The sequence below is a fragment of the Brevibacterium sp. OS20 genome (genome assembly GCF_056837565.1).
This window is the reverse complement of the sequence record NZ_CM166367.1, coordinates 1,643,954-1,669,320: the sequence shown is the minus strand read 5'-3', so window position 1 is coordinate 1,669,320 and position 25,367 is coordinate 1,643,954. Positions and strand designations below refer to the sequence as shown.

Here is a 25,367-nt window from a genome sequence, read left to right as displayed (position 1 = left end):
CCGCAGGAGAAGAAACGATGACCCAGCCGCTGCTGCCCACCTCAATCGTCGGCAGTCTGCCGAAGCCGTCCTGGCTCGCGCAGCCCGAAACCCTCTGGTCCCCCTGGAACCTCCAAGGCGAAGCCTTGGTCGAGGGCAGGCACGATGCCCTGCGCATCTCGACTCATGAGCAGACCAACCGCGGCATCGACATCGTCAGCGACGGAGAGCAGACCCGTCAACACTTCGTGACGACGTTCATCGAGCATCTCAGCGGAGTCGATTTCGAAAAGCGCGAGACAGTTCGGATCCGCGATCGCTACGACGCAAGCGTGCCCACAGTCGTCAGCGCCGTGAGCCGTGAGAAACCGGTCTTCGTCGACGATGCGAAGTTCCTCCGCCAGCAGACCGATCAGCCGATCAAGTGGGCGCTGCCGGGACCGATGACGATGATCGACACACTCTATGACGACCACTACAAGAGCCGCGAGAAGCTGGCCTGGGAATTCGCCACGGTCCTCAATCAGGAGGCAAAGGATCTGGAGGCGGCGGGAGTGGACATCATCCAGTTCGACGAGCCGGCATTCAATGTCTTCTTCGAGGAGATGAAGGACTGGGGAGTCGCCGCGCTCGAACGAGCAGCGGAAGGTCTGCGGGCCGAAACCGCAGTGCATATCTGCTACGGCTATGGGATCAAGGCGAACAACGACTGGAAAACGACCCTCGGGTCCGAGTGGCGCCAATACGAGGAATCCTTCCCCCTCCTGCAGCGCTCGAGCCTCGACATCGTCTCGCTCGAATGCCACAACTCCCATGTCCCGATGGACCTCATCGAACTGATCCGCGGCAAGAAGGTCATGCTCGGTGCCATCGACGTGGCAAACGAGACCATTGAGACACCGGAGGAGGTCGCCGCGACTCTGCGCAAGGCTCTGAAGTTCGTCGACGCCGACAAGCTCATTCCAAGCACGAACTGCGGCATGGCCCCCTTCGCGCGCGACGTCGCCCTCGCGAAGATGAGCGCCTTGAGTGCGGGAACAGCGATCGTCCGCGAGGAGCTGTCTAGGGGCTGATCGCCGCCGCACTCCATCCGCACACGTCCAGAGCCGTCCGGCCTCTCCGCAACTATTCGGGCGTTCTGAGCCGGGGAAGTGCAGTGACAGCTCAAGCTGTCGTTGCCACAGTGCCCCAGCCTCTGCCGCAGACGTTGAAGCGGAACCTTCGGCAGACCGGATTCCGCGAAGAGTCGAACGGCTGCGCGACTACGAGAGGTGTGATCGCAGAGATCCTGTCGCGCAGCACCCGACGTTCACGACGCAGCCCGCAGCTCGACTTCAGATTCATCCAGAACTCTTCCGCCGTGTTGAAGCCGATGCGAGCTACTAACTGCACCCAAATTCGTCGACTACCCGTCGCGACGCACGTACTCGGCACAGACATCGACGATCCGAACGGCCGCGGTGATCGCTTCAGCCACGTCTTGGTTCGTCGCTGTCGGTCGATCGTCGTCGGGATACTCAGTCGCGTTGCGCACTTGACGCACCCATTCAAACTCGCCCAACGCACTGTCGTTGACGAAGCCCGCTGCCGCGATCCCGGTCTTGCGATGAGCTCCGCCGACGGGTCGGACACGGAGTCCTTCGGCAGCAAGAGCCGCGACGAGCGATTTACGCACAATCGTGCGCGGCTGTGAACGCCATCGCGTGATCGTCGGTATCAGCAAGCAGCTCCGCCGTACGGATATGGCGTTCTGCGGTCACGACCACAGCCAGCGCATGCTCGCGATTCCGCTCCACACGCTCCAGTCTTCGGTTCACGAGCATCTGATTGACGATCTCAGGCAAGGATCTCACCGGACCTCACATCGACTAAGGGGCGTGACCGAATCGTCGAGACGAACGGCGACGGGTCCTCAGAGTTCCAGTCAACCGGTACGATACGCGTGATGTTCACGGGCAAGTCGAGCTTGTCACCTGCTTCGGCCGCAATCCCCGAGAGCGTCCTCCGCGGCGTCTCCCCCACGACGAGGACGTCTAAGTCGTTGGGAAACTCACCGCTTTCCCCGGACCGGCGCGCGGCCCAAGATCCGTAGATCAGCAGCTCCTCCACCCCGTCGATCCCGTCGAAGAGCTCACGCAAGACCGGCACCGGCCCGTAGGTCGCCGCGATCAGATCTCGCATCAGAGCGAACAATGGGTGGTCGGCATTCGCACTCACGAGACGGTTTCGCCCCTCATACCGGTCACGAAGCACGGCGGAGTCGACCAGTCGCCCCACTTCGCGGTGCACGACCGGGCCACTCGTGTCCGTGCGCCGCCCAAGCTCTGCCAGCGTAAACTCCCGCTCAGGGTGCCCGAGAGTCTCGGCCAGAATCGCCCCAACGGCATCCGAGCGCACGAAAGGCGTCAGCTGCGGTGCGATATTCTTCATAGAACACGAAGATATCTTCCACTTATAGGAAGAGTCAAGAGTGTGGGCACCACTCGATGAACCGGAACTCCACCGAGTTCCGGCACGGAACAACGTCTCAAACCACACGCTCGGCAAGCACGGGAGACCTCAGCGGAGGAACCGTGTCTCGATCACGCCCTGAATCTCTGGCGAACATGACGCACCAATAACATCCCTTGCGGTGATCCATCGAGCCGCGACGTGCTCGTCCGAGAGCTTCACAATACGATCGGCCAACGGCACTGGCACTGTGAGCTGTCGCGTCAGTCTCCCCGAAGCGGATCTATAGTCGAAGTGTTCAAGGAAGTCGCCATCGATCACCACAGACTCGAATCCGACTTCTTCGAGCAGTTCACGATCAAGCGCCGCTGTGAGTGACTCCCCGACCTCAACGCCACCAGAGGGCAGTTCATCGATCCCAGGCAGGAAGTCGTCCAGTTCGCTACGAGTGACGACCAGCACAGACCCATCTGAATGTATCACCGCGCCGACCACGAACTTCTCCACGCCGTCACGTTGTGCAGAATCGCGGAGCTCTTACACGAGGACAGTCACGCAACCTCCAACGGCGTGATCGCGGCAACCTTGTCGTGAAGGACACGGCGCTCAAGCCGAAGCTCGTAGTTCGACTGCAGATTCATCCAGAGCTCCTCGGACGTTCCGAAGTAGCGCGCCAGACGGATCGCCGTATCAGCGGTGATCCCCCGCTTGCCGTGCACGATCTCGTTGATCCGGCGCGGCGGCACGCCGATGGACACCGCGAGCTTGTTCTGAGTGATCCCGAAGCCCTCGATGAAGTCCTCCATCAGGATCTCTCCCGGGTGGATCGGCTCGATCAGGTCGGCCTCAGTGGTAGTCGACGAGTTCGACATCGTCCGCACCTCCCTCTCTCCAGACGAAGCAGATACGCCATTGCGCGTTGACGCGGATGCTGTGCTGCCCGCGTCGGTCGCCGACCAGACGCTCCAGGCGGTTGCCCGGCGGGACCCGGAGGTCCTCGACATCCTTCGCCGCATGGATCAGCTCGAGCTTCCGCATGGCCGCCCGCTGCACCGTCCGGTCGACGCGCTTGACGTACTGCTCATGCCAGATGCGCTCGGCGTCCTTGCTGCCGAACGATCTGATCACGAGAGCATTCTATAACGGAAACCGTCAATAACGCTAGACGTTAAACCTGAACTCAACCGAGTTCCGGTACGGAACAACCTCTGGGTTCTACAGGTCTTCCAGTCTCGGTGGGCGGTCATGCGGTATGTGGGGGCCGTCAAGTACGCCATCACCCCTTCCGGAACCCAGACCCGAGATGGCGTCAACGATGCCGGACCGAATCCGTTGTCCCCGGCAACGAATTACCGGTCAGTCCACTGCCCCCGACGCCGTCTCTTCGACGACGAGGACAACCTTGCCGTGCACCCCGCCGGCCTCAAGCCTGGCGTGAGCGTCACCTATGCGGTCGAGAGGATAGACCTCATCGACGATCGGCTGCAGGTGCCCGTCTTCCGCCAACCGAGCCACCTCACCGATGAGTGCAGCGGTCGGGTGCCCGAGGAAGAAGCGTATGCGGCGGCCACCGAAGATGCTCGACGCGGCGATACCGGCCAGGCTCCGCGCCTTGCGATCGACGTCGAATGACACTGCGACCATCCGTCCGCGGGGCGCGAGGTGTTTCCGCAGTTCCCACAGATCAGTTCCACGCGTATCGAACACCACGTCGAAGGTCCCGATGGCGTCGAGGGAGGTGCGATAGTCGATCACCTCATCTGCGCCGAGTCCTCGGACGAACTGTTCACTCGACTGGCTGGACAGCGCGGTGACGTGCGCACCGTACAGTCGGCCGAGCTGCACGGCGACACTGCCCACGCCGCCGGAGGCGCCGCGCACCAGCAGTCGTTCGCCGGCCCGCAGCCGGGCCTTGTCCCGGAGCCCGACGACTGCGGTCGCAGCCCCGGCCAGCACGCTGACCGCGTCTGTTGCGCTCCACCCCTCGGGCATCCGGGAAACTCGGCCTGAATCGATCGCCACCGCCTCTGCGGCCGCACCCACCGAGCCGCGCTCGTCGACGGTTCCCCACACCCGGTCCCCGATCGAGAACTCGGTGACGCCGGGCCCCAGCGCCAGAATCTCACCTGCAAAGTCGATGCCAACATACCTCGGCAGGCTTACCCGGGCGAGTGCACGCAATTTGCCCCGCCGCTGAGCGAGCTCGCCGCCGTTGACAGAACTGGCTTCCACCTTGACGAGAACCTGCCCTGCGCCCGCCGCCGGCATCGCGACCCGCATGACCTCCAGGACCTCGGGTCCGCCATAGCGGCGGAAGCCCGCTGCTGCCATCGTCATCGTGATCTCACACTCCCTGAGTCGTTCCTACCTTCCCGGGCAACGGTACCGCGGAAGTGGGCAGGCCTATCCGTTTTCCGGTAAAGTGGGAGTGTACTCCTGTTCGGTCTCTCACATCGGAGGTGAGGTCGTGGCCGAGTCGATGAATCGAGCGGATGCGCGTCGAAACCGCGTTCGCATCATTAACGCAGCACGTGCGGCGTTCTCCGACCATGGGCTCGAGGTGTCGGCCGCCGCAGTCGCGCGCCACGCCGGTGTCGGAACGGCCACGCTGTACCGGCATTTTCCCACCCGCTCCGACCTGATCGACGCCGTGTTCGGCCACGAGATCGAACACTGCCTGGCCTTCCTCGCGGACGCCGCCAGAACCTCGGACCCGTGGCAAGGGCTCGGTAAGGCGCTCGACGCAGTCGTCGATCTGGAGCTGGCTGCGCCAGGCCTAGCGAGCATCATCACGACGAGCGACCGGTCCGCGCCGCTCCTCGAGCAATTTAACCGGCACGTGCTCCAGGATCTCGAACGCCTAGCCGAGCGGGTGCGCGGCACCAGCGAGGCTCGCCCCGATCTGACCAGCGGGGACATCGGCTTGCTTCTCACCGGCGTACGTGCCATCGCGGCAGGCGGTGGCCCTCAAATCCGCACCCGCTGCCGCAGGTTCATCACGCTCATCACCGAAGGCGTACGCCGTCACCGGTAGCCCATGCGCGGGCAGGCGCGACAGCCCACCGTCGGCCGCTCCCGGATCTCCCGGGTTCCCAACCAGGGACCTCTTCTACGATCCTCCCGGATCGCCTGGTGCACGGCATGATGGAGCGCGTTCGACATCCCTCGCGAGCGGGAATACGCCCATGGGTTCAGTTCGAGAAACGGAACTCGACTGCGTGCCCGTCCCGGCTCTCGACATCATCGACACATGACTGGATCAGGTCCAAATCCTCCCGTTGGCCCTCTGCGACCCGCCCGCTCCAACGGAGTCCATCAGCACTCGCTGCGGCGAAGAGGTTGAAGCCTGGTCCCTGACCGCCGTGACCAACGAGTGTCACCGGCTCGCCTTTGCTCATGATCCCGAGGCCGTATCCGGCATGGGGTGACAGTGGGTGCCGGGCCGGAGCGTTGACCGGGACCGATTGCATCATCAAGTGGGGAATATCGTCGCCAAGTTCGCCGCGCATGACCGCCGCGATTCCCCGGGCCGCTTCGTCAGGCTCAGCAGCGAACGTACCTGTGAATACCCATCCGGGATCGTAAGCACGAAGCTCTTCCCCGATTGACTCGTGCGTGCAGGCGCGCCAGTCGCCACGGGACGCGAAGGGGAAGGCCACAACACCGAGCGGCTGGAGTACTCGACGGGAGATTGCGGTGAAGAAGTCTGCGGATTCGTCGTACTCAAGAGCAAGTCGCAGCAGGGAGAAACCGATATTGGAGTACCGGAACCGGCCAGCACGATCAACGACTGCGCCTGCGATAACACGGTCGATCTCCCACGCATCGTCACGCGCTTCTACTGCTACGCGGTAATCCGCCCACCCGAAGTAGTCGTTGAGGCCCGAGGTGTGGCTCAGCAGGGCACGCACAGTCACCGGGCGAAGGGACTCCGGCAAAGCGGGAACCAGCTCACCAAGCTGCCCATCGACATCGAAGGAGCGAAGCACCGCGACAGCCGTGTAAGCCTTGGCAATGCTGTACACCGGAACAACGCTCACTTCTTTCCACCAGAGGTTAATCCGCTACGAAACTCCACCACGTCCCCATCGACCATGATGTAGTCCTTGCCTTCCATCCGGACCTTGCCGGCGGACTTCGCGGCAGCCATCGAACCGTTCGCATCGAGATCATCGAAGGACACGATTTCGGCCTTGATGAAGCCCTTCTGGAAGTCTGTATGGATGACTCCGGCCGCTTCGGGGGCGGTGGCACCCTTCGGAATCGTCCACGCACGGGATTCCTTGGGCCCGGCCGTCAGATAGGTCTGCAGACCCAGGGTGTCGAAGCCGACTCGGGCGAGCTGATCGAGTCCGCTCTCTTCCTGGCCGGTCGATTCGAGCATCTCCCGGGCTTCCTCCTCGTCGAGTTCGGCGAGTTCGGACTCGAACTTCGCGTCGAGGAAGATCGCCTCGACGGGAGCCACCAGTGCCCGCATCTCATTCTTCTTGTCCTCATCGGCGAGCACCTCGTCGTCGACGTTGAACACGTAGAGGAAGGGCTTGACCGTCATCAGCTGCAGCTCGCGCAGTGCACTGACATCGAACTTCTCGGCCTGCATCGCCTGGTAGAGCGTCCGCCCGCCTTCGAGGATCTCGGTGGCGGCATCGATCGCAGTCAGCTGCTCAGCAGGAGCGCGCTTGCCCTTGACTTCCTTCTCGATCCGGGGCCGAGCCTTCTCCAATGTCTGGAGGTCGGCGAGGATGAGCTCGGTATTGATCGTATCGATGTCGTCTGCGGGGCTGATCTTGCCGTCGACGTGGACGACGTCGTCGTCGACGAATCCGCGGATGACCTGGCAGATCGCATCGGCTTCGCGGATGTTGGCGAGGAACTGGTTGCCCAGGCCTTCCCCTTCGGAAGCGCCGCGCACGATTCCAGCGATATCGACGAAGTCGACGGTGGCATTGAGGATGCGTTCGGAGCCGAAGATCTCAGCCAGTCGTGTGAGTCGCTCGTCCGGCAGCGGGACCACGCCCACGTTCGGTTCGATCGTGGCGAACGGGTAGTTCGCCGCGAGAACTTGGTTCTTGGTCAGTGCGTTAAACATGGTCGACTTGCCGACATTGGGCAGTCCCACGATTCCAATAGTCAAAGCCACGGTATCCAAGTCTAGCCGTCGCCGAGGTGGTCCTCGAATTCTAGTGTCAGTGCCCTCTGTCACCCTGGGATCATGAATGCTTTCCCCGCATCCGCAGTCATCATCGTCTTCATCGTGGCGATCGTCCTCGCCGCCGTGCTCGGATTCCTCCTCGGCCGCAGTCTCACCCGTTCCCGCTATCTCGAGAGACTCACTCGCGCCGAGACCACGTCACGCATCCTGTCCGAGCGCACCGAAGATCTCGAGGCCGATGCGCAGATGGCCGGTGAGATCACCGCCGCCATCGGGCCGTTGGCGGCAAGCGTGAAGAATCTGCAGGAGAACCTGCACTCCCAGGACCGCACTCAGATCGAACAGATCACCCGACTGAACTCCCAGATCGGGCACCTCAGCCAACAGAACCTCCGCCTCCAGGAATCGACCGGGTCACTGGCCAACGCTTTGAATTCGACGACCCACCGTGGAGACTGGGGCGAAGTCCAGCTCAAACGCATCGTCGAATATGCCGGCCTCCTCCCCCACGTCGACTTCGACACGCAGGTCAGCGCCGACCGGGACGGCAAGCGCCACCGCCCCGATATGGTCGTCCATCTGCCCGGTGGCGGCACGATCGTCATTGATGCGAAGACACCGTTGTCGGCACGGATGAACGAGGACTCCGTCGAGGCGGCCGACTCCGGCACGGGCGGTCAGGACCATGCCCGCGCCCTGTTGCGCCATGTTGATGCCCTGGCGTCGAAGGAGTACTGGAAGGCGTTCGATGCCTCCCCCGACTTCGTCGTCTGCTTCGTGCCCACCGACGGTCTGCTCTCCGCGGCCGCGGCAAGCTACCCGAAGATGATCGATCATGCACTGGGCAAGAACGTCGTCCTCGCCTCACCAGCGACTCTGCTGGTGCTGTTGAAGACCGTGGCGCTCAACTGGCGGCAGGCGGACATGTCCACCTCGGCGGCCGAGGTGCTCCGACTCGGCACAGAACTCTACGAACGTATCGGCACCCTTGTCACCCACGTGTCACGGATGGGTGCCAGCCTGGACCGCTCGGTCGAGGACTACAACCGGTTCGTCTCCTCGCTGGAGTCGCGCTTCCTCGTCACCGCGCGAAAGTTCCCCTCGACGGGAATCGTCGCCGACGAGCTCGACGCCGTGGCCGAACTCGATACTCGTTCTCGCGGCATCAGCGCCGAGGAACTCAGTCGGCCGCGGGCCATGGACTTCGATGATCGTGGTCCGACTCATCTGCGCGGTCGGCAGACGGGGACAAGTTGAGAATCGACAGCGTTTGTCGACTCCGTTGAGTCGTGGAAGTCCCCGTCGCGTCACGCAGCGGAATTGCTCAGCTCAGCCGAGTTTGCGCAGTTCCTTCGGCAGCGAGAAGATGAGGTCCTCTTCGGCGGTGACGACCTCTTCGACGGTGCCGAATCCGTACTCGGCCAGCAGCTGCAGCACGTCTAGGACGAGGTTCTCCGGAACGCTCGCACCTGAGGTGACACCGACCGTGGCCACGTCGTGGAACCATGTCTCGTCGATCTCGCGGGCGAAGTCGACACGGTAGGCAGCCTTCGCCCCGTGTTCGAGAGCGACTTCGACGAGGCGAACGGAGTTCGAGGAGTTCGCCGACCCGACGACGATAACGAGGTCCGCGTCGGGCCCGACCTTCTTCACCGCGACCTGCCGGTTCTGTGTCGCGTAGCAGATGTCATCGCTGGGTGGATTCTGCAGGTGCGGGAAGCGCTCACGCAGGATCTCAACCGTTTCCATGGTCTCGTCCACGCTCAAGGTCGTCTGTGAGATCCACACCAGCTTCTCGGCATCGGGAACCTCGATGGTGCGGGCCTCTTCCGGGCTCTGCACCAGTGTGATGTGCTCCGGCGCCTCGCCCATGGTGCCTTCGACCTCTTCATGCCCGGCATGGCCGACGAGGAGGATGCGGAAGCCGTCCCGGGCGAACCGGATGGCTTCCTTGTGGACTTTCGTCACCAACGGGCATGTCGCATCGATCGTCGACAGCGAACGCTGGGCAGCCTCGGTGTGCACGGCCGGTGAGACTCCGTGAGCGGAGAACACGACCCGAGCACCTTCCGGGACTTCATCGGTGTCATCGACGAAGACGGCCCCGCGTTCGGACAGGGTCTCGACGACATGTCGGTTGTGCACGATCTCCTTGCGGACATAGATCGGTGCGCCGAAGTGTTCGAGGGCGCGCTCGACGGCGATGACAGCACGATCTACGCCGGCACAGTAGCCGCGCGGTGCGGCCAGCAGCACCCTCTTGTCTGCATTGACCGGAGTGCGGATCTCGCCAGGTGCCAGACGCCGGCGCGGAATGGTCGGGGCAGGTACTGAAACGACGCTCACCCGTTCAGTCTAAGCCGGAGGCATCGACTGCGGCCAGGAATGGGCTGTGTCGGTGGCGTTCGTTAGGCTTGGGATTCGGAAGGGGACTTAAATGGCGCAAAGAATTTCCGGCACTCCCGGCACGCTCGGTGAAACGGCCGAGCAGAAGGAGCTCGCCGCCACTGCAGCCGAGACCACAGCGGAGAATCCGTGGCCGCTGAGTCTGCTGTCTTCGAAGATGAAGTCCTATATCGACCGCATGTCGAGCGTGTGGATCGAAGGGCAGGTCGTCGAGCTCAACCATCGCGGCAAGGCCAGCTACCTGACCCTGCGCGACACCGATGTCGAGATGTCCTTGCCGGTCCAGATCTGGAAGAACGTCCTCGACCGCACCGGGGCTCCTCTGACCGAGGGCAGCCACGTCGTCGCCAATCTCAAAGCCGATTTCTGGACGAAGACCGGTCGGCTGACGATGCGGGCCAACGATATCCGCGCCGTCGGCCTCGGCGAACTCCTCGCCCGCCTCGAACGATTGAAGAAGCAGCTAGGCGCCGAGGGGCTCTTCGATCCCAACCGGAAGCTGCGCCTGCCGTTCCTGCCGAACCGGATCGGGCTGATCACCGGACGGGATTCGGATGCCCAGAAGGACGTCATCCGCAATGTGCATCTGCGCTGGCCTGCCGCCGAATTCGAAGTCCGCAACTGTGCCGTGCAGGGACCGGATGCCGTGCCGGGAGTGATGAAGAACCTCGCCGAACTCGACGCGGACCCGCAGATCGATGTCATCGTCATCGCCCGCGGCGGCGGCAGCATGGAAGACCTCCTGCCGTTCTCCAACGAAGCCCTCGTCCGTGCCGTCTCCGCCGCGCAGACACCGGTCGTCTCTGCGATCGGACACGAGGCGGACCGGCCCATCCTCGATGAGGTCGCTGACATGCGGGCATCAACACCCACGGATGCCGCAAAGAGGATCGTTCCGGATGTCGCCGAGGAAGGCATGAATCTGCTGCGTGCCCGCGCCGAGCTCGAAGCTGCCGTCAATCGCATCCTCGATCGAGAGCAGGAGATGCTCACCGCCGTGCGCTCACGGCCGGTGCTCGCCGAACCGCAGACGATGATCACCGCGCATGAGAACGAGCTGACGATGATCCGCCGCCGCAGTCTGCAGGCGACGAACGGACTGCTCATCCAGGCTCAGAACGAGATCCAGCATCTTCGTTCCCAAGCCAGGTCCCTCTCTCCCCTGCGGACGTTGGAGCGCGGCTACGCCGTGGTGCAGACCGACGACGGTCAGGCCGTTCGCAATGCCGCCGAAGTCGCCGCCGGCGACAGCGTCCATGTCCGGGTCGCTCGTGGTCGGTTCGACGCCGATATCACCGAGGTCACTCCGGAGTCGGACGATTCGACGACCGACGATTGACTACAACTCCACACTCTGTACACGTTTCACACACTCTGCGAAGGAGACACCGATGACCGAACCGACGACCCAACAGGACCAGCCCGATATCAGCACGCTCAGCTACGAGCAGGCGCGCGAAGAACTCGTCATGACCGTCAAGCGTTTGGAGACCGGCAATCTGCCGCTCGAAGAGTCACTGCGGCTGTGGGAGCGTGGCGAGGCTCTGGCCGACCGGTGTCAGGCGTGGCTCGACGGAGCGCGGGAGCGCCTTGACAAGGCCCGTGAGGAGACCTCGGACGACACCGAATAGGTCTCCGGGTCAGCCGAAGTTCAGCCAGGGCCGCCGAGTTCACTTGAGTTCGGCGGCGACCTGATCGGCGAAGCTGTTGACGGTGTCCGGCGCAGCGGTGGCAGTCAGAACGACATACATATCGCCTTTGTGCGAGACCCAGTATTCTTTCGCCTCTTCAGTGCGGTAGATCTGGAAGTCGGCGCCGCCGACGGTCACCTTCTCGGCAGCGACAGCCTCGTCGGTCTTCCGCTTCGCCCAGTTCGCGCTGGCTTCGGCCTGTTCGATGCTCACCCATTGGTCGTCGGGGCCGATGAACGACATGTACCACGAGGTGTATTCGGAGTCGCCCACGCGGTCGAGGCTGGCTTCGTTCGACGTCCATCCGCGCGGGATCTGCGGAACGATGAGGTCGAAATCGGCGTTGCCCTGGGACTGCTCGGCGATCCCCTGATAGTCGACGACACGTTCTGAGTCGACTTCGGGCTGCGGGGCGAGGAACAGGATCCCGACGGCGACTGCGAGACAGGCGAGGATCGCGATGACCATATTGACCCAGTTCGAGTTCTTGCGCAGGAAGCGCATCTCTTCCCGGGACCCCGGCAGCATCACTCCGGACTCATCAGCCATGGACTCTCCCCTAGGACTCGGCGTCGCCTCGTCGACGACCGTTCGAGTACCCGTCTCGTCAGCAGCATTTCGGACATTCACACCGCCATTGTCCTCGGCTCGCGCGCGAAGGGCCAATTCCGGTCCGAGGACGTGACTGCGGCCACAAGCGGACACCGCTGTCGCGACCCCGATCACAGGGGTGGCACAATTGGAGGCATGAGTGACTCCAAAGAGCCTGTTGACGTGAAATCTCACCATGACCGAGGACGAGTTGATGAGGAGGCTCCGCCTGTCGCAGTGACCGACTCATGGTCACAGAAAGCTCAGGTCGAGTCGGATGCTCCCGACCGCAACTTGGCTCTGGAGCTCGTCCGAGTCACCGAGGCCGCAGCCATCGCCGCCGCCCCCTGGGTCGGCCGCGGCGACAAGAACGCAGCCGACGGAGCAGCCGTGGCCGCGATGCGCAATGTCATCTCCACCGTCCGCATGGCCGGCACCGTCGTCATCGGCGAAGGTGAGAAGGACGAAGCTCCGATGCTCTTCAACGGTGAGCAGGTCGGCGACGGCGGCGGACCGCACTGCGATGTTGCTGTCGACCCGATCGACGGCACTCGCCTGACCGCTCTGGGCATGCCCAATGCGATCTCGGTCATGGCTGTGACCGAAGACGGTGCGATGTATGACCCCTCTGCCGTGTTCTACATGGAGAAGCTCGTCACCGGCCCCGATGCCGCTGACGCCGTCGACATGCGTCTGCCGATCGCTGAGAACATCCGCCGCGTCGCCAAGGCGAAGGGAACGAAGGATCCCGCCTCGGTGACGGTGATGATCCTCGACCGCCCCCGCCACCAGCAGATGATCGATGAGATCCGCGCCGCCGGAGCCCGCATCCAGCTCATCACCGATGGCGACGTCGCCGGAGCCATCGCCGCCTGCCGTCCGGGAACCGGCGTCGACATGCTCATGGGCATCGGCGGTACCCCCGAAGGCATCATCACCGCCTGCGCCATCAAAGCACTCGGCGGAGTCATCCAGGGCCGTCTGTGGCCGCAGGACGACACAGAGCGCGAGGCCGCGGCCAAGGCCGGCCTCGACATCAATCAGGTGCTCAACACCGATGACCTCGTCACCGGTGACAACAGCTACTTCGTCGCCACGGGCATCACGAACGGCGACCTCCTCGACGGAGTGAAGTTCCAGGGTGGCCACGTCACCACGCATTCCCTGGTGATGAGGTCGAAGTCGGGGACCGTCCGGCAGGTCTTCGCCGAGCACCAGGCCGCGAAGACCCACTCCTACGTGGAGGCCGCCGAAGAAGCCGCACGCCGCGGATTGGTCTGACCTCCAATCGCACCCGGTCCCGGGCGCGATGCACACAACTCGGAAGCAGGTGCGAAAGCAATGCCCAATCAGGCGTGGAAGCGACTCCTCGAGGGAAACCAGCGTTTCGTCGACGATGTCCCTCAGCACCCCAACCAGGACACGGCGCGACGTGAGTCACTGTCGGGCAGCCAGACCCCGTTCGTCACTCTCTTCGGCTGCTCGGATTCCCGAGTCGCCGCTGAGATGATCTTCGATGTCGGCCTCGGTGACATGTTCGTCGTGCGCAATGCCGGACAGGTCGTCGACCCGGTAACCTTGGGCTCGCTCGAATACGGAGTCGAGATGCTCGGCACTCCCCTGCTCGTCGTGCTCGGCCACGACAGCTGCGGGGCCGTGACCGCCGCCTACAACGCCTACGACTCGGGTGAGACTCCCCCGGGATTCATCTCCGACGTCGTCGCCCGCATCCTGCCGACAGTGGCCCGGGCCCGAAAGAACGGGCGCACCACGATCAACGAGACCGTCGGTCAGAACACCATGGACACGGTCGACAAGATCATGCAGCTGTCCACGATCATCAAGACCGCCGTCGACGACGGCCGACTCATCATCGTCGGGCTCACCTACCAACTCCACGACGGCCACACTACGGTCGTCGCCCAATATGGAGGCGACGAGGCCGCGGTCTCCACCTATGCTTCCTGAGCGACCAGCCACCTCGGTGGACAGCCGTTCAGTCTCCCAACGAGCCTGAGCTCCGCAATCATTTCCCAGGCACCCAACGGAAAGGACAACAATGACCGAAGAATTTCGCATCGAACACGACACCATGGGTGAGGTCAAAGTCCCCAAGGACGCCCTCTACAGCGCACAGACCCAGCGTGCCGTCGAGAACTTCCCGATCTCGGGCAAGACCCTCGAATCCGCTCACATCGCCGCACTGGCTCAGGTGAAGAAGGCCGCTGCGAAGGCTAACGCCGAACTCGGCGTGCTTGACGAGGCCCGCGCCACAGCCATCCAGAACGCCGCCGACCGGGTCATCGCAGGCGAATTCGACGCCCACTTCCCGATCGACGTGTTCCAGACCGGCTCGGGAACCTCGTCGAACATGAACACCAACGAGGTCCTTGCCTCGTTGGCGACCAAGGCGCTCGAAGCCGACGGAATCAACGTCCACCCGAACGACCACGTCAACGCTTCGCAGTCGTCGAACGACGTCTTCCCCACCTCGGTGCACCTGGCAGTGACCAAGGCCCTGGTCAACACCCTCATCCCGGCCATGGACACCCTGGCGACTTCGCTGGAGAAGAAGGCGAAGGAGTTCTCCTCGATCGTCAAGTCCGGACGCACCCACCTCATGGATGCCACTCCAGTGACTCTCGGTCAGGAGTTCGGCGGCTACGCAGCTCAGGTCCGTTACGGGATCGAGCGCATCGAGGCTTCCCTGCCGCGCGTGGCAGAGGTCCCGCAGGGCGGAACCGCTGTGGGCACCGGCATCAACACTCCCGACGGCTTCTCCTCCCGCGTGGTCGAGATCCTCGCCGAGGAAACCGGACTGCCGATCACCGAGGCTCGCAACCACTTCGAGGCCCAGGCCAACCGCGACGGACTCGTCGAGGCCTCCGGTCAGCTGCGGACCATCGCCTACGGCTATATGAAGATCTGCAACGACCTGCGCTGGATGGGTTCGGGACCGAACACCGGCCTCGGCGAGATCGCCATCCCCGACCTGCAGCCCGGTTCGTCGATCATGCCCGGCAAGGTCAACCCAGTCATCTGCGAGGCCACCATTCAGGTCGCCGCACAGGTCATCGGCAATGACACCTCCGTGTCGCTGTCGTCGACCAACGGCGCGTTCGAGCTCAACGTCGGCATCCCCGTCATGGCCTCGAACCTGCTCGAGTCGATCCGCCTGCTCGCGAACGCCTCGACCGTCATGGCCGAGAAGATGGTCGACGGACTCACCGCCAACGAGGAGCGTGCCCGCTTCCTCGCCGAGGCGAGCCCCTCCATCGTCACCCCGCTGAACAAGGTCATCGGCTACGAGGCGGCCGCGAAGATCGCCAAGCACGCCGTGGCTGAGAAGATGACCGTCAAGGAAGCGACGATCGCGCTCGGCTTCGTCGAGAACGGCTCCATCACCGAGGCGGACCTCGACAAGGCCCTCGACGTCACCACCATGATCGGCAGCTACAAGTAAGCCTCCGATCTGACAGAACGAAACGGCGCCCGGACGGATACCGTCCGGGCGCCGTTTCGTGTTGGCGGCCCATTTCGAGTCCCGTCGACCGCCCACCCCAGCGTCGACCGCTCACCGAACAGCACGCGACATCGGCGGTAACGTGAGCGGTCGGCGACCGGAGCAGAGGCTCAGGACCGGAACGGGTCGAATTCCTCGAGCACATCGGTGACCAGGGCGGCGATCTCCGACCGCTCCGACCGCGTCAACGTGACATGCGCGAACAGTTCGTGGCCCTTGAGCTTCTCGATCACGGCGGCGACTCCGTCGTGCCTGCCCACTCGCAGGTTGTCGCGCTGGGCGACATCGTGGGTGAGCACCACCTTCGAGTTCATTCCGATGCGTGAGAGCACGGTCAGCAGAACATTGCGCTCCAACGACTGTGCTTCATCGACGATGACGAATGCATCGTGGAGGGACCGTCCCCGGATGTGGGTGAGCGGAAGCACCTCGAGGATCCCCCTGTTGACCACCTCGTCGATGACGTTCTTGCTCACCAGCGCACTGAGGGTGTCGAACACGGCCTCCGCCCAGGGGTTCATCTTCTCACCTTCGCTGCCGGGCAGGTAGCCGAGGTTCTGCCCGCCCACGGCGTAGAGGGGACGGAAGACCATGATCTTCGAGTGCTTGTTCTCCTCGAGCACCTTCTGCAGACCTGCCATGAGGGCCAGCGCGGACTTCCCCGTTCCGGCTCGCCCTCCCATCGACACGATCCCCAGGGCGTCGTCGAGCAGCATGTCGATGGCGATCCGCTGTTCTGCCGACCGTCCATGGACGCCGAAGATGTCACGATCCCCGCGCACCATCGACACTCGGTTGCCGCTGCGCACACGTCCCAGTCCGGATCCGCGCGGTGAGGTGATGACGACCCCGGTGTTGACCACCTCGTCGGAGACATCCTCGGTGACGACCGACCCCGAATCGTAGAACTCGTTCATCTGCTCGTCGTCGAGGCCGAGCTCGCTCATCCCGGTGAACCCGGAATCGACGGCCAGCTCCGCCAGATACTCCTCCGCGTGCAGACCCAGGGCCGAAGCTTTCACTCGCATCGGCACGTCCTTGGTCACGACAACCACGTCACAGCCTTCGGCAGAGAGGTTGCGGGCCACGGCCAGGATGCGGGTGTCGTTCTCCGTCCGGTCGAAGCCGACCGGCATCGTGGAGGCGTCGATGTGGTTGAGCTCGACCCGCAGCGTTCCGCCTGCGTCACCGACGGGAATGGGCTGATCCAACCGGTCGTAGTCGGAACGGAAGTCGTCGAGGATGTGGAGGGCTTTGCGTGCGGTGAATCCGAGTTCGGGATGATTGCGTTTGCCCTCGAGTTCGGAGACGACGATGAGCGGGATGACGACGTGGTGTTCGGCGAAGCGCAGAAGCGCTCCGGGATCCGACAGCAGCACCGAGGTGTCGAGAACGTAGGTGTGGACTTTTTCAGCCATGAGGACCTCTGAGGCGTGAGTTCCGCCGAGATCCGGTTCTGACATCCCCCGATCTCGGGTTGGTGTCGACCAACTACAGCCAACCTAACCCGGTTCGCCCCCGCAGGCGGTAGCGGCACGCGTGCTCGGTCAAGTCAGGGTCATGAACTTCGAGTGAATGCGGGATTCCCCCGTCAGACGGCCGGCAGGTCTCGCCGGAGGCGGGCACGACCTATTTGCCGAAGCGCCGCTGCCGCAGACCGTAGTCGCGCACGGCTCGGAGGAAGTCCGTACGGCGGAAGTCCGGCCAATAGGCTTCGCAGAAATAGAACTCCGAATAGGCGCTCTGCCACATGAGGAAGCCGGAGAGTCGCTGCTCTCCCGAGGAGCGGATGATGAGGTCGGGATCGGGCTGGCCCTTGGTGTAGAGGTGTTCGCCGATCTGCTCCGGCGACAGTTCGGAGATGATCGACTCCAGGTCCATGCCGTCGTCAGTCCGTGTGCGCAGCAGGGACTTCACAGCATTGACGATCTCCTGCCGACCGCCGTAGCCGACGGCGACGTTGACGCGCATTCCACAGTTCTCGGTCGTCGACACCGCTTCGAGGCGGGCACGCAGATCCGGGGGAACGATGTCGAGATCACCGACGAGCTGAACGCCGACGCCGTCGAGTGCCGCGATCTTCTCCACCAGGTCCGAGATGATCTCGATGAGGATCGACACCTCTTCTGCCGAGCGGGCGAGGTTCTCTTTGGACAGAACGTAGAGAGTGACGATCTCCACATCGATCTCGTGGCACCAGCCGAGGAACTCGACGATCTTCGCCGCTCCGGCGCGGTGACCGTCAGCGGTCGTCGCACCGAACTCCTTGGCCCACCTGCGGTTGCCGTCGGTGATGACTCCGACGTGACGTGGAACCGGAACCGACTTGTCGAGCTCACGTTTGAGCCGTCGCTCGTACAGCCGATAGAGCAGGTTCACGGGTCGCGCCACAGCTGTCCTCTTCCACATGGGTCGTCGATCGGTTCGAATACTGTACAGACTACTAGCCGATGATGCTGAATGAGGCCTCAGGTCCGCTGGCTACCATGGAGCTATGAATGCTTCGCTCACCGATTCCTCTCCGGTCGTTCCCGACGGCGCCGGGCCGGTCGGTTCAGCGGGCGCGGATGACGTTCCGCCCGCCGATGACCACCGCATCGCCCGTCGCCGCTCAGCACTGCGCGCCGAACTGACGAAGTTGGCGGGTCAGGTCAAGCCGAAGCTGCGCGGTTGGTTCCACGCCGGGGCGTTCCCTCTGGCGATGATCGGCGGCCTGGCTTTGGTGATCATCTCCCCGACCATCGAGTCGCGCATCGCCGCCGCGATCTTCGCCGTCACCGGCATGCTGCTCTTCGGCACCTCCGCCGTCTATCACCGAGGCCGCTGGCGCACCCGCGTCCGCCTCGTCCTGCGGCGGCTCGACCACGCGAATATCTTCCTCATCACCGCCGGTACGTACACACCGCTGGCAGTGCTGATGCTCCGCACCGACCAGGCAGTCCTCCTGCTGTCCGTGCTGTGGGGTGCCGCCGCACTCGGCGCTGCCTTCCGTACGATCTTCACCACCGCACCGAGGTGGCTCTTCGTCCCGATCTACGTCGGGTTCGGCGTCGCCGGAGTCGGGTACATTCCCCAGATCTGGGCCACGAACTTCCCCGTCGGACTCCTCGTCGTCATCGGCGGCGTGTGCTACATCGCCGGCGCGGTGATCTACGGGATCAAGCGCCCGAACCCCTCACCGAAGTGGCTCGGCTTCCATGAGATCTTCCACATCTTCACGATCCTCGGCTACGGCTGCCACCTCGCCGCACTCATCATCGCCGCCGTCGCAGCCTACTGAACTCCAATCGACTGAGTCCGCACGGACGCACACGGCGCGATCACCGATCGGTGATCGCGCCGTTGTCTGTGTGCGCAGGACCTCAAAGCCTCAGAGCTCAGGCTCGTTCATTGCGTTCGTCGGTGGATTCGGAGGAATCGATCGGCTCCTCCGCCAAGCCGCCTCGGCGATCTGCATCGGATGGTCCGGTATCGGCGGACGCGTCGGAGTCGCTGTCAGCGGTCTCCGGTTCGGGTGCCTCCGGCCCTGAGAGCTTCGACTGGTTGGGCACCACATGCCTGCGCAGCGGGATCGGATAGGCATCGCTGGCGCCCGAGTGCGCCCGCACCCGACGGACACGGCGCAGGGCGTCCCTGATGAGGAAGATCGTCAGGACGACGATGGCGAGGGTGGCCAGGAAGCCGACGGTTCCGGGCGTCACCAGATCCGGGTCCGGTGTGCCTCCGTCCGGAGTCGGGGCTGGAGAGGACGCGAAGATCATGCGCGAGTGTCGCTTTCGGTCGGGACGGCGGAATCAGCGTCGAGGTCGTCGGCAGCCGGCGAGTCCGGGAGCATCCCCTCGGCGGGAACGCGACGACCGTCATCGAAGGTCACGGCAGCGAACAGGTCGGTCTCCTGGAAGTCCAGCTCCCGGTCCAGTGGCTCACGCCCGGTGAGGTCGAGAGCCAGCTCGAACTCTTCGGTCGGCCAGTAAGTGCGAGCGGCCTTGCGCGATGCGGAGAAGAAACCGCCTTCGGGATCGATCTGAGTGGCGTGGGAGAGCAGCGCACGATCGCGGGCAGAGAAGAACTCGGAGCAGGAGATGCGGGTGCTCAGCCAGTTGTGGCGCTGGTTGTCACGCTTCTTGAAATCCTCGAGGTGGTCGGCGAACGGGGACTTGAGTCCCGCCTCGAGCATCTTCTCGTGGATCGTGATCCACTTCTTCGCCGACAGGTCCTGGTTGAAGTAGATCTTCTGCACCTGCCACGGTTCGCCGAGCTCGGGATGCGAGGTCGCATCTGCGGCGGCTTCGACAGCGGCCATGGTCACAGCGTGGTTCTTGATGTGGTCGGGGTGAGGATATCCGCCGAGCTCGTCGTAGGTGGTCACCACCTGAGGACGGAAGGTGCGGATGATGTGCACGAGGGGAAGCATCGCCACCTCGTCGGGAACCCGATAGAAGCATCCGGGAGGAGTCTGGTTGTCGAAATCGCCGTCGGGCAGTCCCGAGTCGACGTGACCGACCCAGACATGTTCGGCGCCGAGGGCTGCGGCAGCGGTCGCCATCTCCTCCCGACGGAGACCGGCGATGTCGCGGCTGGCCTTCGGACTCTGCAGGAGAGCGGGATTGAGGATATCGCCGGCCTCGCCACCGGTCATGGTGGCGATGAGCACCCGGGCACCCAGTGAAGCGTACTTCGCGCTCGTTGCCGCACCCTTGGAGGATTCGTCGTCGGGGTGGGCATGGACGGCCAACAGGCGCAGTCCATGGTACGGAAGCGAAGTCATATCCTAAATGTCCCTTTCGATTCAGCCTGGTGGCTACCTGCTGCCGGCGCTGCGGCTGACATGATCGCCGGCAGAGGATCGACTACTCTAGATTAGTGCGCGAAGTACTTAAAGAGGAATTCAATGACTGAGGTAACAGTGGCACCACCACTGCATGATGATCGCTACGGCCGGACCAGCAGACCCAAGCGAGAGCTGAGTCGTCGGGCGAAGATCATCGCCGTCATCGTCCTCGCCGTGGTGGTCGCCGTCATCGCTGTCTGGGCATTCCGCCCGCAGACGAATCCCACAACACCGCGCACTCTTGACTATTCGGTTGTCGACGATTCTTCAACGCGCGTCAGCGTCGGAATATTTCCTGATCAGAAACGCGACGTGCACTGCATCGTCCAGGCCACGAATGAGCAGGAAGCGATCGTCGGATTCACCGAGGTGACCGTTCCCGCCGATCCGAACGCCGATCCGAATTCGCCGAAGCGCATCGACGTGGACCTGGCCACAACTCAGCTGGCCGCCTCCGGCCACGTGGACTCCTGCTGGTTCGAATAGGCCGAACCCTCGACCGCTTCGACCGCCTGGTGGAAGCACAGGAACCCGGTCGCACGAGTCTCTTCGAATAGTTCTCGCACGGGAACGCATCTTGCGGTCGCGAACCTCCGCCTCACGGCCGGGGACGTGATCGAACTCATCGTTTTTCTCCGCAGATGCGTTACACTGTAGTTTCATTCAACTTCCGGGCGTGCCCATACGCCCGGCTTTTTCGTTGCCTGACACGCCCGTCAGTGCACCGACCGAAGAAGGAGAAGTCATGACCGAGGAAGTCACCCAGGAAGAGACATGGTTGACCCAGGAAGCCTTTGACCGCCTGTCGAAGGAACTCGAGCATCTCTCCGGACCGGGTCGTGCAGAGATTGCTGAGAAGATCGAAGCCGCCCGCGACGAGGGTGACTTGAAGGAGAACAGCGGTTATCACGCTGCGCGTGATGAGCAGGGCAAACAGGAAGCACGCATCCGCCAGCTCGAAGTGCTGCTGCGGAACGCGAAGGTCGGCTCCAGCGACAGCGACGGCAAGACCGTGGCACCCGGAACCGTCGTGACCGCCAGCGTTGCCGGCAACTCCATGCGATTCCTGCTGGGCAACCGCGAGATCGCCGGAGACTCCGATATCGACGTCTTCTCGGAGAAGTCGCCGCTCGGAGCGGCTGTCCTCGGCGTCAAGGCCGGTGACAAGACCTCATACGAGGCTCCGAACGGCAAGACCATCGAGGTCAAGGTCGATTCCGTCGAAGCCTTCACCGGCTGATCGAGACCGAAAAGAGAAGTGGGCGGGTGCGATCGCACCCGCCCACTTCTCTATTCATTCCGGTTCAGGCGCGTCCTTCCGGGTCGTCTGGTCCGAGCCTCAGGCATCGGGGCCCTTCTTCGGCCGTCCGGGTTCGGCCGAACCGGTCTCACCCGACGTGGTCGGACCGGTTGATCCGGTTTCCGTCGAATCGGTCTGTCCGGAACCTGATGCATGTTCGTCTTCCGCGGACTCGTGGACGGCATCGGTGAGCCGTTCCTTCGCCGTCTCGAGGACTGCCGTGGCCTCGCGTTCGTCCGGGTCACGCTCGGCGTCGTCCTCCGCTTCGTCTTCGTCCGAATCACCGGCGTTCGTACGCACGATATAGCTGACGACGCTGTTGAGCACGGCAACCAAGGGAACGGCGAAGAGAGCGCCGACGATGCCGAAGAGGAAGCCGCCTCCGGTGACTGCGAGGATCACAGCCAGCGGATGGACCGACACTGCCTTGCCCATGAGGAACGGCTGCAGCACCTGGCTTTCGATCTGCTGGACGGCAATGACAACCGCGAGCATGATGACGGCACTGACCAGACCGTTCGATACCAATGCCACGAGCACGGCGACCGCACCGGAGGCGATGGCTCCGACGACGGGGACGAACGAGGTGAGGAAGACGAGCACGGTCATGGGGATGACCAGCGGGATGCCGAGGAACGCAGCGCCGATGCCGATGCCGATCGCATCGACGGCGGCGACGAGGATCTGGACCCTCACGTACTGCACGAGGGTCGTCCACCCCTTCAGAGCGGCACCCGTGGCGACGGGACGGGCCGGGACCGGCAGCAGGTTCATCACCCACCTGAAGATGTTCTGCCCGTCGTAGAGGAAGAAGAACGTCGCGAACAGACAGACGGCCATACCGGTGAGGAAGGTGCCCACCGAGGAGGTGGCCTCCAGGGCGCCGCCGAGAAGCTGGCTGCTGTTGTTCTGGAAGAAGTTCGTCGCGGTATCGATCGCATCGTTCATATAGCTCGAGATCGTCGAAGCATCGATGCCGAAGGGACTTGAAGCCAGCCATCCGCTGATCCCGGACACACCGGCGATGACCTGTTTGACGAGGTCGGGCATGCCGGAATAGATCTGCTGACCGACGAGGCCGAAGAGTCCGAGCACGACGACGATGAACCCGATGAAGGAAATCGCGGCGGCCCCTCCTCGAGGCACGCCCTTCTTCTTCAGCCATCCGGTCAGGGGCGCGAGCAGCGCTGCCAACAGCAGAGCAATGAGCACGGGCAGCACGACGCTGGAGATCTTCGACAGGAGCCACAGCGCCACACCGATCGCCACGAGCACGACGATCGACCGCCACGACCACGCGGCAGCTAGCTTAAGACCGGGAGCCACATACGGTTTGGCCTCGGCTTCGATTCGGCTGAGTGCGATCTCCTCGGGACTGACTGCCTGCGATGGGGTTGCTTCGGGTTCGGACGAGGAGTGAGACGAGCCGCGTCCGCGCCGGAACGCCTCCCATGCCCCTCGGAATCGGTTCGGAGGATGCTGCTGATCGTTTTCGCTCATGACTCAACAATAGTTGTTGATGCAGTGACAAAGGTGCAATGATGACGCCGGAGGAGGGAAATCAGTGGGAAGACGCTTGATCTACACGCTGGCGACCATGGGGGCGACCGTCGTCGGCGCCGGCGCCTCGGCGGCGGGACTGCTCCGCCACCAGGCCGGATCGCTGCGCCGTTCCTTCGACGACGACAAGAACCGTCGCTTCTCCACCTTCACCGAGGCGATCGCCGCCCCACGTGACAACGACGATGACGACTCCGCCGCTCTTGCCATCATCGGCGACTCCTGGCTGTGCGGGGTCGACGTCGACCCGGAGCAGGCGCCCCCGACCCTCATCGGGAGGGGCCTGGCGCGGATGCTCGGCACCACCGTCCGGGTCCAGACAACCGCACGCCCCTCGGCACTGTCGGATGATCTGCACCGACAGGTCGACGAAGTCCTGCGCTCGCCGTGGCTCTCCCGCCAGCTCTCGGACCGCTGGACCGACGACCGCCGGTTCGCGATCATCTCGATCGGCACCGGCGACATCATCCACCCGATCCAGGCGACCATCGGCGTACCCGTGCTCAACCAGGCCATCAACCGGCTCCAACGCGAGGGCCGCTACACCGTGTTCGTTCTCGTCTGCCCCAATCTCGGCGGTCTGCCGGGGCTGCGCGATCCGCTCAAGACGTCGCTGCGCCGAACCTCGCGGGTCCTCGCCGGCTCTCAATGGCTGGCCGCCCTGGCCGCGCGTGCGGTTCCGCTGCGGTCGACGGGATCGCTGAGCGGAACGACACGCCGGTCTCTGCTCAACGACTCGGGCCGATTCCCCAGCGAACTCGGCTATGCGCAGCTGTCCTCGACGCTGCTGGCCGCAATCGCCGAACGCATCGATGCACCGGTCGTCGTCGACCGCAGCCTCGACATCCCCGAGAAGGGCGAAACCGCCCGCCGACACGAACTGGTCCCCGGCGCCGAGGCGCAGTCTGCTGCTCAGAACGATTCGGATGTCGCCGCGCAGACCGGTGCCGAGGCGCAGCCAGATGCCGAAGATCCAGCAGTGAAAGAAGACGCCAGCCCCGAACCGGTCCCGAATCGTTCGGAAGCAGCCTCGTGATCCCCGTCGTCCTCGCCTCCCAGTCTCCTTCACGTCGCCAGATCCTCCGGGACGGCGGGATCGAACCGGTCATCATCGTCTCCGAGGTCGACGAACGTGCCATCGAGGACGATTTCACCGGCTCCGTCGGCGAACTCACCACAGCGTTGTCTGAGGCGAAGGCGCGTGCGGTCATCGACCGGATCATCGCGTCCGCTCCCCCGACACTTGACGGCGCGGACACCGTGGTCGTCATCGCCGGGGATTCCCTGCTCGAATTCGACGGACAGGCCATCGGCAAACCGGGAACGGCCGATCGCACTCGCAACGTGTGGTCGGCGATCGCCGGTCAGTGGACACAGCTGCATTCGGGCCATACGGTCGCAGTGCTCACGCGGGCGCAGCAGTCGAACGGCGCAGTCGGGCGAGCGGGAGACGATGTCCGCAGTGACGGCCCCGACAGTGCTGATCGAACCGGCTCGGCGCCCTTCGAACTCGGCGCTCTGCGCTCGCAGGGGTCGGCCACCTCGGTGCTCATCGGCTCACCCAGCACGGAGGAGCTCGAGGCGTACATCGCCACCGAAGAGCCCTTCCACGTGGCCGGGGCGCTGACGATCGACGGCTATGGTGGGGCCTTCGTCGACCGGCTCGACGGCGACCACCTCACCGTGCTCGGCCTCAGCCTGCCCGTCGTGCGCGAATTGGTCACCGACATGGGGCTGTTCTGGCCCGATCTGTGGACTCTCAAGCGGTAGACTCGACCCTGGTCCGGTAACACGCCCGAGGACATTGAAGTTCTCGTCCCAGTTTTTTATCGCTGTCCTACAAACCCTTGGTGCTGTTCTCTAAATTGTTCTGTGATCGTACA

29 protein-coding genes are annotated in these 25,367 nt (G+C 63.7%); 13 read left to right on the top strand and 16 right to left on the bottom strand.

Translation table 11 applies throughout. The annotated features are described in order from the left end of the window. The first annotated feature begins 17 nt into the window (after positions 1 to 17). On the top strand, positions 18 to 1,052 hold the full coding sequence (locus tag ACVZTU_RS07315) for a methionine synthase (protein WP_139466837.1): 1,035 nt from the start codon (positions 18 to 20) through the stop codon (positions 1,050 to 1,052). Between the two features lie 332 nt (positions 1,053 to 1,384). On the opposite strand, the gene ACVZTU_RS07310 is transcribed toward ACVZTU_RS07315, so the two are convergent. The 7 genes from ACVZTU_RS07310 to ACVZTU_RS07280 form a co-directional block, all read right to left on the bottom strand. Then, on the bottom strand, positions 1,385 to 1,654 hold the full coding sequence (locus ACVZTU_RS07310; RefSeq protein WP_139466836.1) for a hypothetical protein: 270 nt from the start codon (positions 1,652 to 1,654) through the stop codon (positions 1,385 to 1,387). Continuing rightward, positions 1,647 to 1,823 (bottom strand): hypothetical protein, encoded by a 177-nt coding sequence (locus ACVZTU_RS07305; protein ID WP_180345507.1) that lies wholly within the window; start codon positions 1,821 to 1,823, stop codon positions 1,647 to 1,649. Before ACVZTU_RS07305 ends, ACVZTU_RS07310 begins: the two co-directional genes overlap by 8 nt. Further along, on the bottom strand, positions 1,816 to 2,409 hold the full coding sequence (locus ACVZTU_RS07300) for an ArsR family transcriptional regulator (RefSeq protein WP_139466835.1): 594 nt from the start codon (positions 2,407 to 2,409) through the stop codon (positions 1,816 to 1,818). The genes ACVZTU_RS07305 and ACVZTU_RS07300 overlap by 8 nt, the downstream gene beginning before the upstream one ends. A gap of 129 nt (positions 2,410 to 2,538) precedes the next feature. After that, entirely contained in the window at positions 2,539 to 2,937 is a 399-nt protein-coding gene (locus ACVZTU_RS07295; protein WP_482401652.1) for an NUDIX hydrolase, read from the bottom strand. A 44-nt stretch (positions 2,938 to 2,981) separates the two neighbouring features. Continuing rightward, positions 2,982 to 3,302, bottom strand: a complete 321-nt coding sequence (locus ACVZTU_RS07290; protein ID WP_139466833.1) for a HigA family addiction module antitoxin — start codon at positions 3,300 to 3,302, stop codon at positions 2,982 to 2,984. Continuing rightward, positions 3,277 to 3,558 (bottom strand): type II toxin-antitoxin system RelE/ParE family toxin, encoded by a 282-nt coding sequence (locus tag ACVZTU_RS07285; protein WP_139466832.1) that lies wholly within the window; start codon positions 3,556 to 3,558, stop codon positions 3,277 to 3,279. The genes ACVZTU_RS07290 and ACVZTU_RS07285 overlap by 26 nt, the downstream gene beginning before the upstream one ends. Before the next feature lie 228 nt (positions 3,559 to 3,786). Next, a complete protein-coding gene (locus ACVZTU_RS07280; protein WP_181270392.1) occupies positions 3,787 to 4,767 on the bottom strand; it encodes an NAD(P)-dependent alcohol dehydrogenase in 981 nt (326 codons plus the stop codon). A gap of 130 nt (positions 4,768 to 4,897) precedes the next feature. Here ACVZTU_RS07280 and ACVZTU_RS07275 point away from each other — a divergent pair, with 130 nt between their 5' ends. Then, positions 4,898 to 5,464, top strand: a complete 567-nt coding sequence (locus ACVZTU_RS07275) for a TetR/AcrR family transcriptional regulator (RefSeq protein ID WP_218973592.1) — start codon at positions 4,898 to 4,900, stop codon at positions 5,462 to 5,464. A 157-nt stretch (positions 5,465 to 5,621) separates the two neighbouring features. On the opposite strand, the gene ACVZTU_RS07270 is transcribed toward ACVZTU_RS07275, so the two are convergent. Next, on the bottom strand, positions 5,622 to 6,470 hold the full coding sequence (locus ACVZTU_RS07270) for a serine hydrolase domain-containing protein (RefSeq protein WP_180345506.1): 849 nt from the start codon (positions 6,468 to 6,470) through the stop codon (positions 5,622 to 5,624). Further along, the gene (gene ychF, locus ACVZTU_RS07265) at positions 6,467 to 7,570 is read right to left on the bottom strand and encodes a redox-regulated ATPase YchF (RefSeq protein ID WP_434594876.1); all 1,104 of its coding nucleotides are present in this window, start codon (positions 7,568 to 7,570) and stop codon (positions 6,467 to 6,469) included. The genes ACVZTU_RS07270 and ychF overlap by 4 nt, the downstream gene beginning before the upstream one ends. Positions 7,571 to 7,642: 72 nt before the next feature. Here ychF and ACVZTU_RS07260 point away from each other — a divergent pair, with 72 nt between their 5' ends. Continuing rightward, positions 7,643 to 8,839, top strand: a complete 1,197-nt coding sequence (locus ACVZTU_RS07260; protein WP_482401651.1) for a DNA recombination protein RmuC — start codon at positions 7,643 to 7,645, stop codon at positions 8,837 to 8,839. A 72-nt stretch (positions 8,840 to 8,911) separates the two neighbouring features. On the opposite strand, the gene ACVZTU_RS07255 is transcribed toward ACVZTU_RS07260, so the two are convergent. Further along, positions 8,912 to 9,928: a 4-hydroxy-3-methylbut-2-enyl diphosphate reductase gene (locus ACVZTU_RS07255; protein WP_139466827.1), complete on the bottom strand. Its 1,017-nt coding sequence runs from the start codon at positions 9,926 to 9,928 to the stop codon at positions 8,912 to 8,914. A 91-nt stretch (positions 9,929 to 10,019) separates the two neighbouring features. On the opposite strand from ACVZTU_RS07255, the gene xseA reads away from it, so the two are divergent. Together xseA and ACVZTU_RS07245 are read left to right on the top strand one after the other, a co-directional pair. Next, positions 10,020 to 11,327, top strand: coding sequence for an exodeoxyribonuclease VII large subunit (gene xseA, locus ACVZTU_RS07250; protein WP_181270389.1), 1,308 nt, complete (start codon positions 10,020 to 10,022; stop codon positions 11,325 to 11,327). 52 nt (positions 11,328 to 11,379) lie between these two features. Beyond that, the gene (locus ACVZTU_RS07245) at positions 11,380 to 11,619 is read left to right on the top strand and encodes an exodeoxyribonuclease VII small subunit (protein ID WP_025778102.1); all 240 of its coding nucleotides are present in this window, start codon (positions 11,380 to 11,382) and stop codon (positions 11,617 to 11,619) included. Between the two features lie 39 nt (positions 11,620 to 11,658). Here ACVZTU_RS07245 and ACVZTU_RS07240 read toward each other — a convergent pair whose 3' ends face one another. Continuing rightward, entirely contained in the window at positions 11,659 to 12,228 is a 570-nt protein-coding gene (locus ACVZTU_RS07240; protein ID WP_229663893.1) for a DUF4245 domain-containing protein, read from the bottom strand. Positions 12,229 to 12,426: 198 nt separating this feature from the next. On the opposite strand from ACVZTU_RS07240, the gene glpX reads away from it, so the two are divergent. From glpX to ACVZTU_RS07225, 3 genes are all read left to right on the top strand, one after another. Continuing rightward, positions 12,427 to 13,551, top strand: coding sequence for a class II fructose-bisphosphatase (gene glpX / locus ACVZTU_RS07235; RefSeq protein ID WP_139466822.1), 1,125 nt, complete (start codon positions 12,427 to 12,429; stop codon positions 13,549 to 13,551). 60 nt (positions 13,552 to 13,611) lie between these two features. After that, entirely contained in the window at positions 13,612 to 14,238 is a 627-nt protein-coding gene (locus ACVZTU_RS07230) for a carbonic anhydrase (protein ID WP_139907497.1), read from the top strand. A 91-nt stretch (positions 14,239 to 14,329) separates the two neighbouring features. After that, positions 14,330 to 15,733: a class II fumarate hydratase gene (locus ACVZTU_RS07225; RefSeq protein WP_434594864.1), complete on the top strand. Its 1,404-nt coding sequence runs from the start codon at positions 14,330 to 14,332 to the stop codon at positions 15,731 to 15,733. Positions 15,734 to 15,903: 170 nt separating this feature from the next. On the opposite strand, the gene phoH2 is transcribed toward ACVZTU_RS07225, so the two are convergent. Both phoH2 and ACVZTU_RS07215 read right to left on the bottom strand, forming a co-directional pair. Further along, positions 15,904 to 17,211: an RNA 5'-3' helicase PhoH2 gene (gene phoH2, locus ACVZTU_RS07220; RefSeq protein WP_434594861.1), complete on the bottom strand. Its 1,308-nt coding sequence runs from the start codon at positions 17,209 to 17,211 to the stop codon at positions 15,904 to 15,906. A 211-nt stretch (positions 17,212 to 17,422) separates the two neighbouring features. Next, positions 17,423 to 18,184 carry an isoprenyl transferase gene (locus tag ACVZTU_RS07215; RefSeq protein WP_310650266.1) on the bottom strand — a complete coding sequence of 254 codons (762 nt, stop codon included), beginning with the start codon at positions 18,182 to 18,184 and terminating at the stop codon, positions 17,423 to 17,425. 103 nt (positions 18,185 to 18,287) lie between these two features. Here ACVZTU_RS07215 and trhA point away from each other — a divergent pair, with 103 nt between their 5' ends. Further along, complete coding sequence (gene trhA / locus ACVZTU_RS07210) at positions 18,288 to 19,073, top strand: PAQR family membrane homeostasis protein TrhA (protein WP_434594858.1); 786 nt, start codon at positions 18,288 to 18,290, stop codon at positions 19,071 to 19,073. Between the two features lie 97 nt (positions 19,074 to 19,170). Here the strand turns inward: trhA and ACVZTU_RS07205 are convergent, their stop codons facing one another. Together ACVZTU_RS07205 and mca are read right to left on the bottom strand one after the other, a co-directional pair. Next, the gene (locus ACVZTU_RS07205; protein ID WP_434594855.1) at positions 19,171 to 19,554 is read right to left on the bottom strand and encodes a hypothetical protein; all 384 of its coding nucleotides are present in this window, start codon (positions 19,552 to 19,554) and stop codon (positions 19,171 to 19,173) included. Then, positions 19,551 to 20,561 carry a mycothiol conjugate amidase Mca gene (mca, locus tag ACVZTU_RS07200; RefSeq protein WP_434594853.1) on the bottom strand — a complete coding sequence of 337 codons (1,011 nt, stop codon included), beginning with the start codon at positions 20,559 to 20,561 and terminating at the stop codon, positions 19,551 to 19,553. Before mca ends, ACVZTU_RS07205 begins: the two co-directional genes overlap by 4 nt. A 123-nt stretch (positions 20,562 to 20,684) precedes the next feature. Between mca and ACVZTU_RS07195 the strand changes: the two genes are divergently transcribed. Then, the gene (locus tag ACVZTU_RS07195) at positions 20,685 to 21,110 is read left to right on the top strand and encodes a DUF4307 domain-containing protein (protein ID WP_139466807.1); all 426 of its coding nucleotides are present in this window, start codon (positions 20,685 to 20,687) and stop codon (positions 21,108 to 21,110) included. 259 nt (positions 21,111 to 21,369) lie between these two features. After that, positions 21,370 to 21,864: a transcription elongation factor GreA gene (greA, locus tag ACVZTU_RS07190; protein ID WP_101546580.1), complete on the top strand. Its 495-nt coding sequence runs from the start codon at positions 21,370 to 21,372 to the stop codon at positions 21,862 to 21,864. 99 nt (positions 21,865 to 21,963) lie between these two features. Here greA and ACVZTU_RS07185 read toward each other — a convergent pair whose 3' ends face one another. After that, positions 21,964 to 23,424 carry an AI-2E family transporter gene (locus ACVZTU_RS07185; protein WP_434594850.1) on the bottom strand — a complete coding sequence of 487 codons (1,461 nt, stop codon included), beginning with the start codon at positions 23,422 to 23,424 and terminating at the stop codon, positions 21,964 to 21,966. 64 nt (positions 23,425 to 23,488) lie between these two features. On the opposite strand from ACVZTU_RS07185, the gene ACVZTU_RS07180 reads away from it, so the two are divergent. Further along, positions 23,489 to 24,520: an SGNH/GDSL hydrolase family protein gene (locus ACVZTU_RS07180; RefSeq protein WP_434594847.1), complete on the top strand. Its 1,032-nt coding sequence runs from the start codon at positions 23,489 to 23,491 to the stop codon at positions 24,518 to 24,520. Further along, positions 24,517 to 25,254, top strand: coding sequence for a Maf family protein (locus tag ACVZTU_RS07175; RefSeq protein ID WP_434594844.1), 738 nt, complete (start codon positions 24,517 to 24,519; stop codon positions 25,252 to 25,254). The genes ACVZTU_RS07180 and ACVZTU_RS07175 overlap by 4 nt, the downstream gene beginning before the upstream one ends. The last annotated feature ends 113 nt before the right edge of the window (positions 25,255 to 25,367 follow it).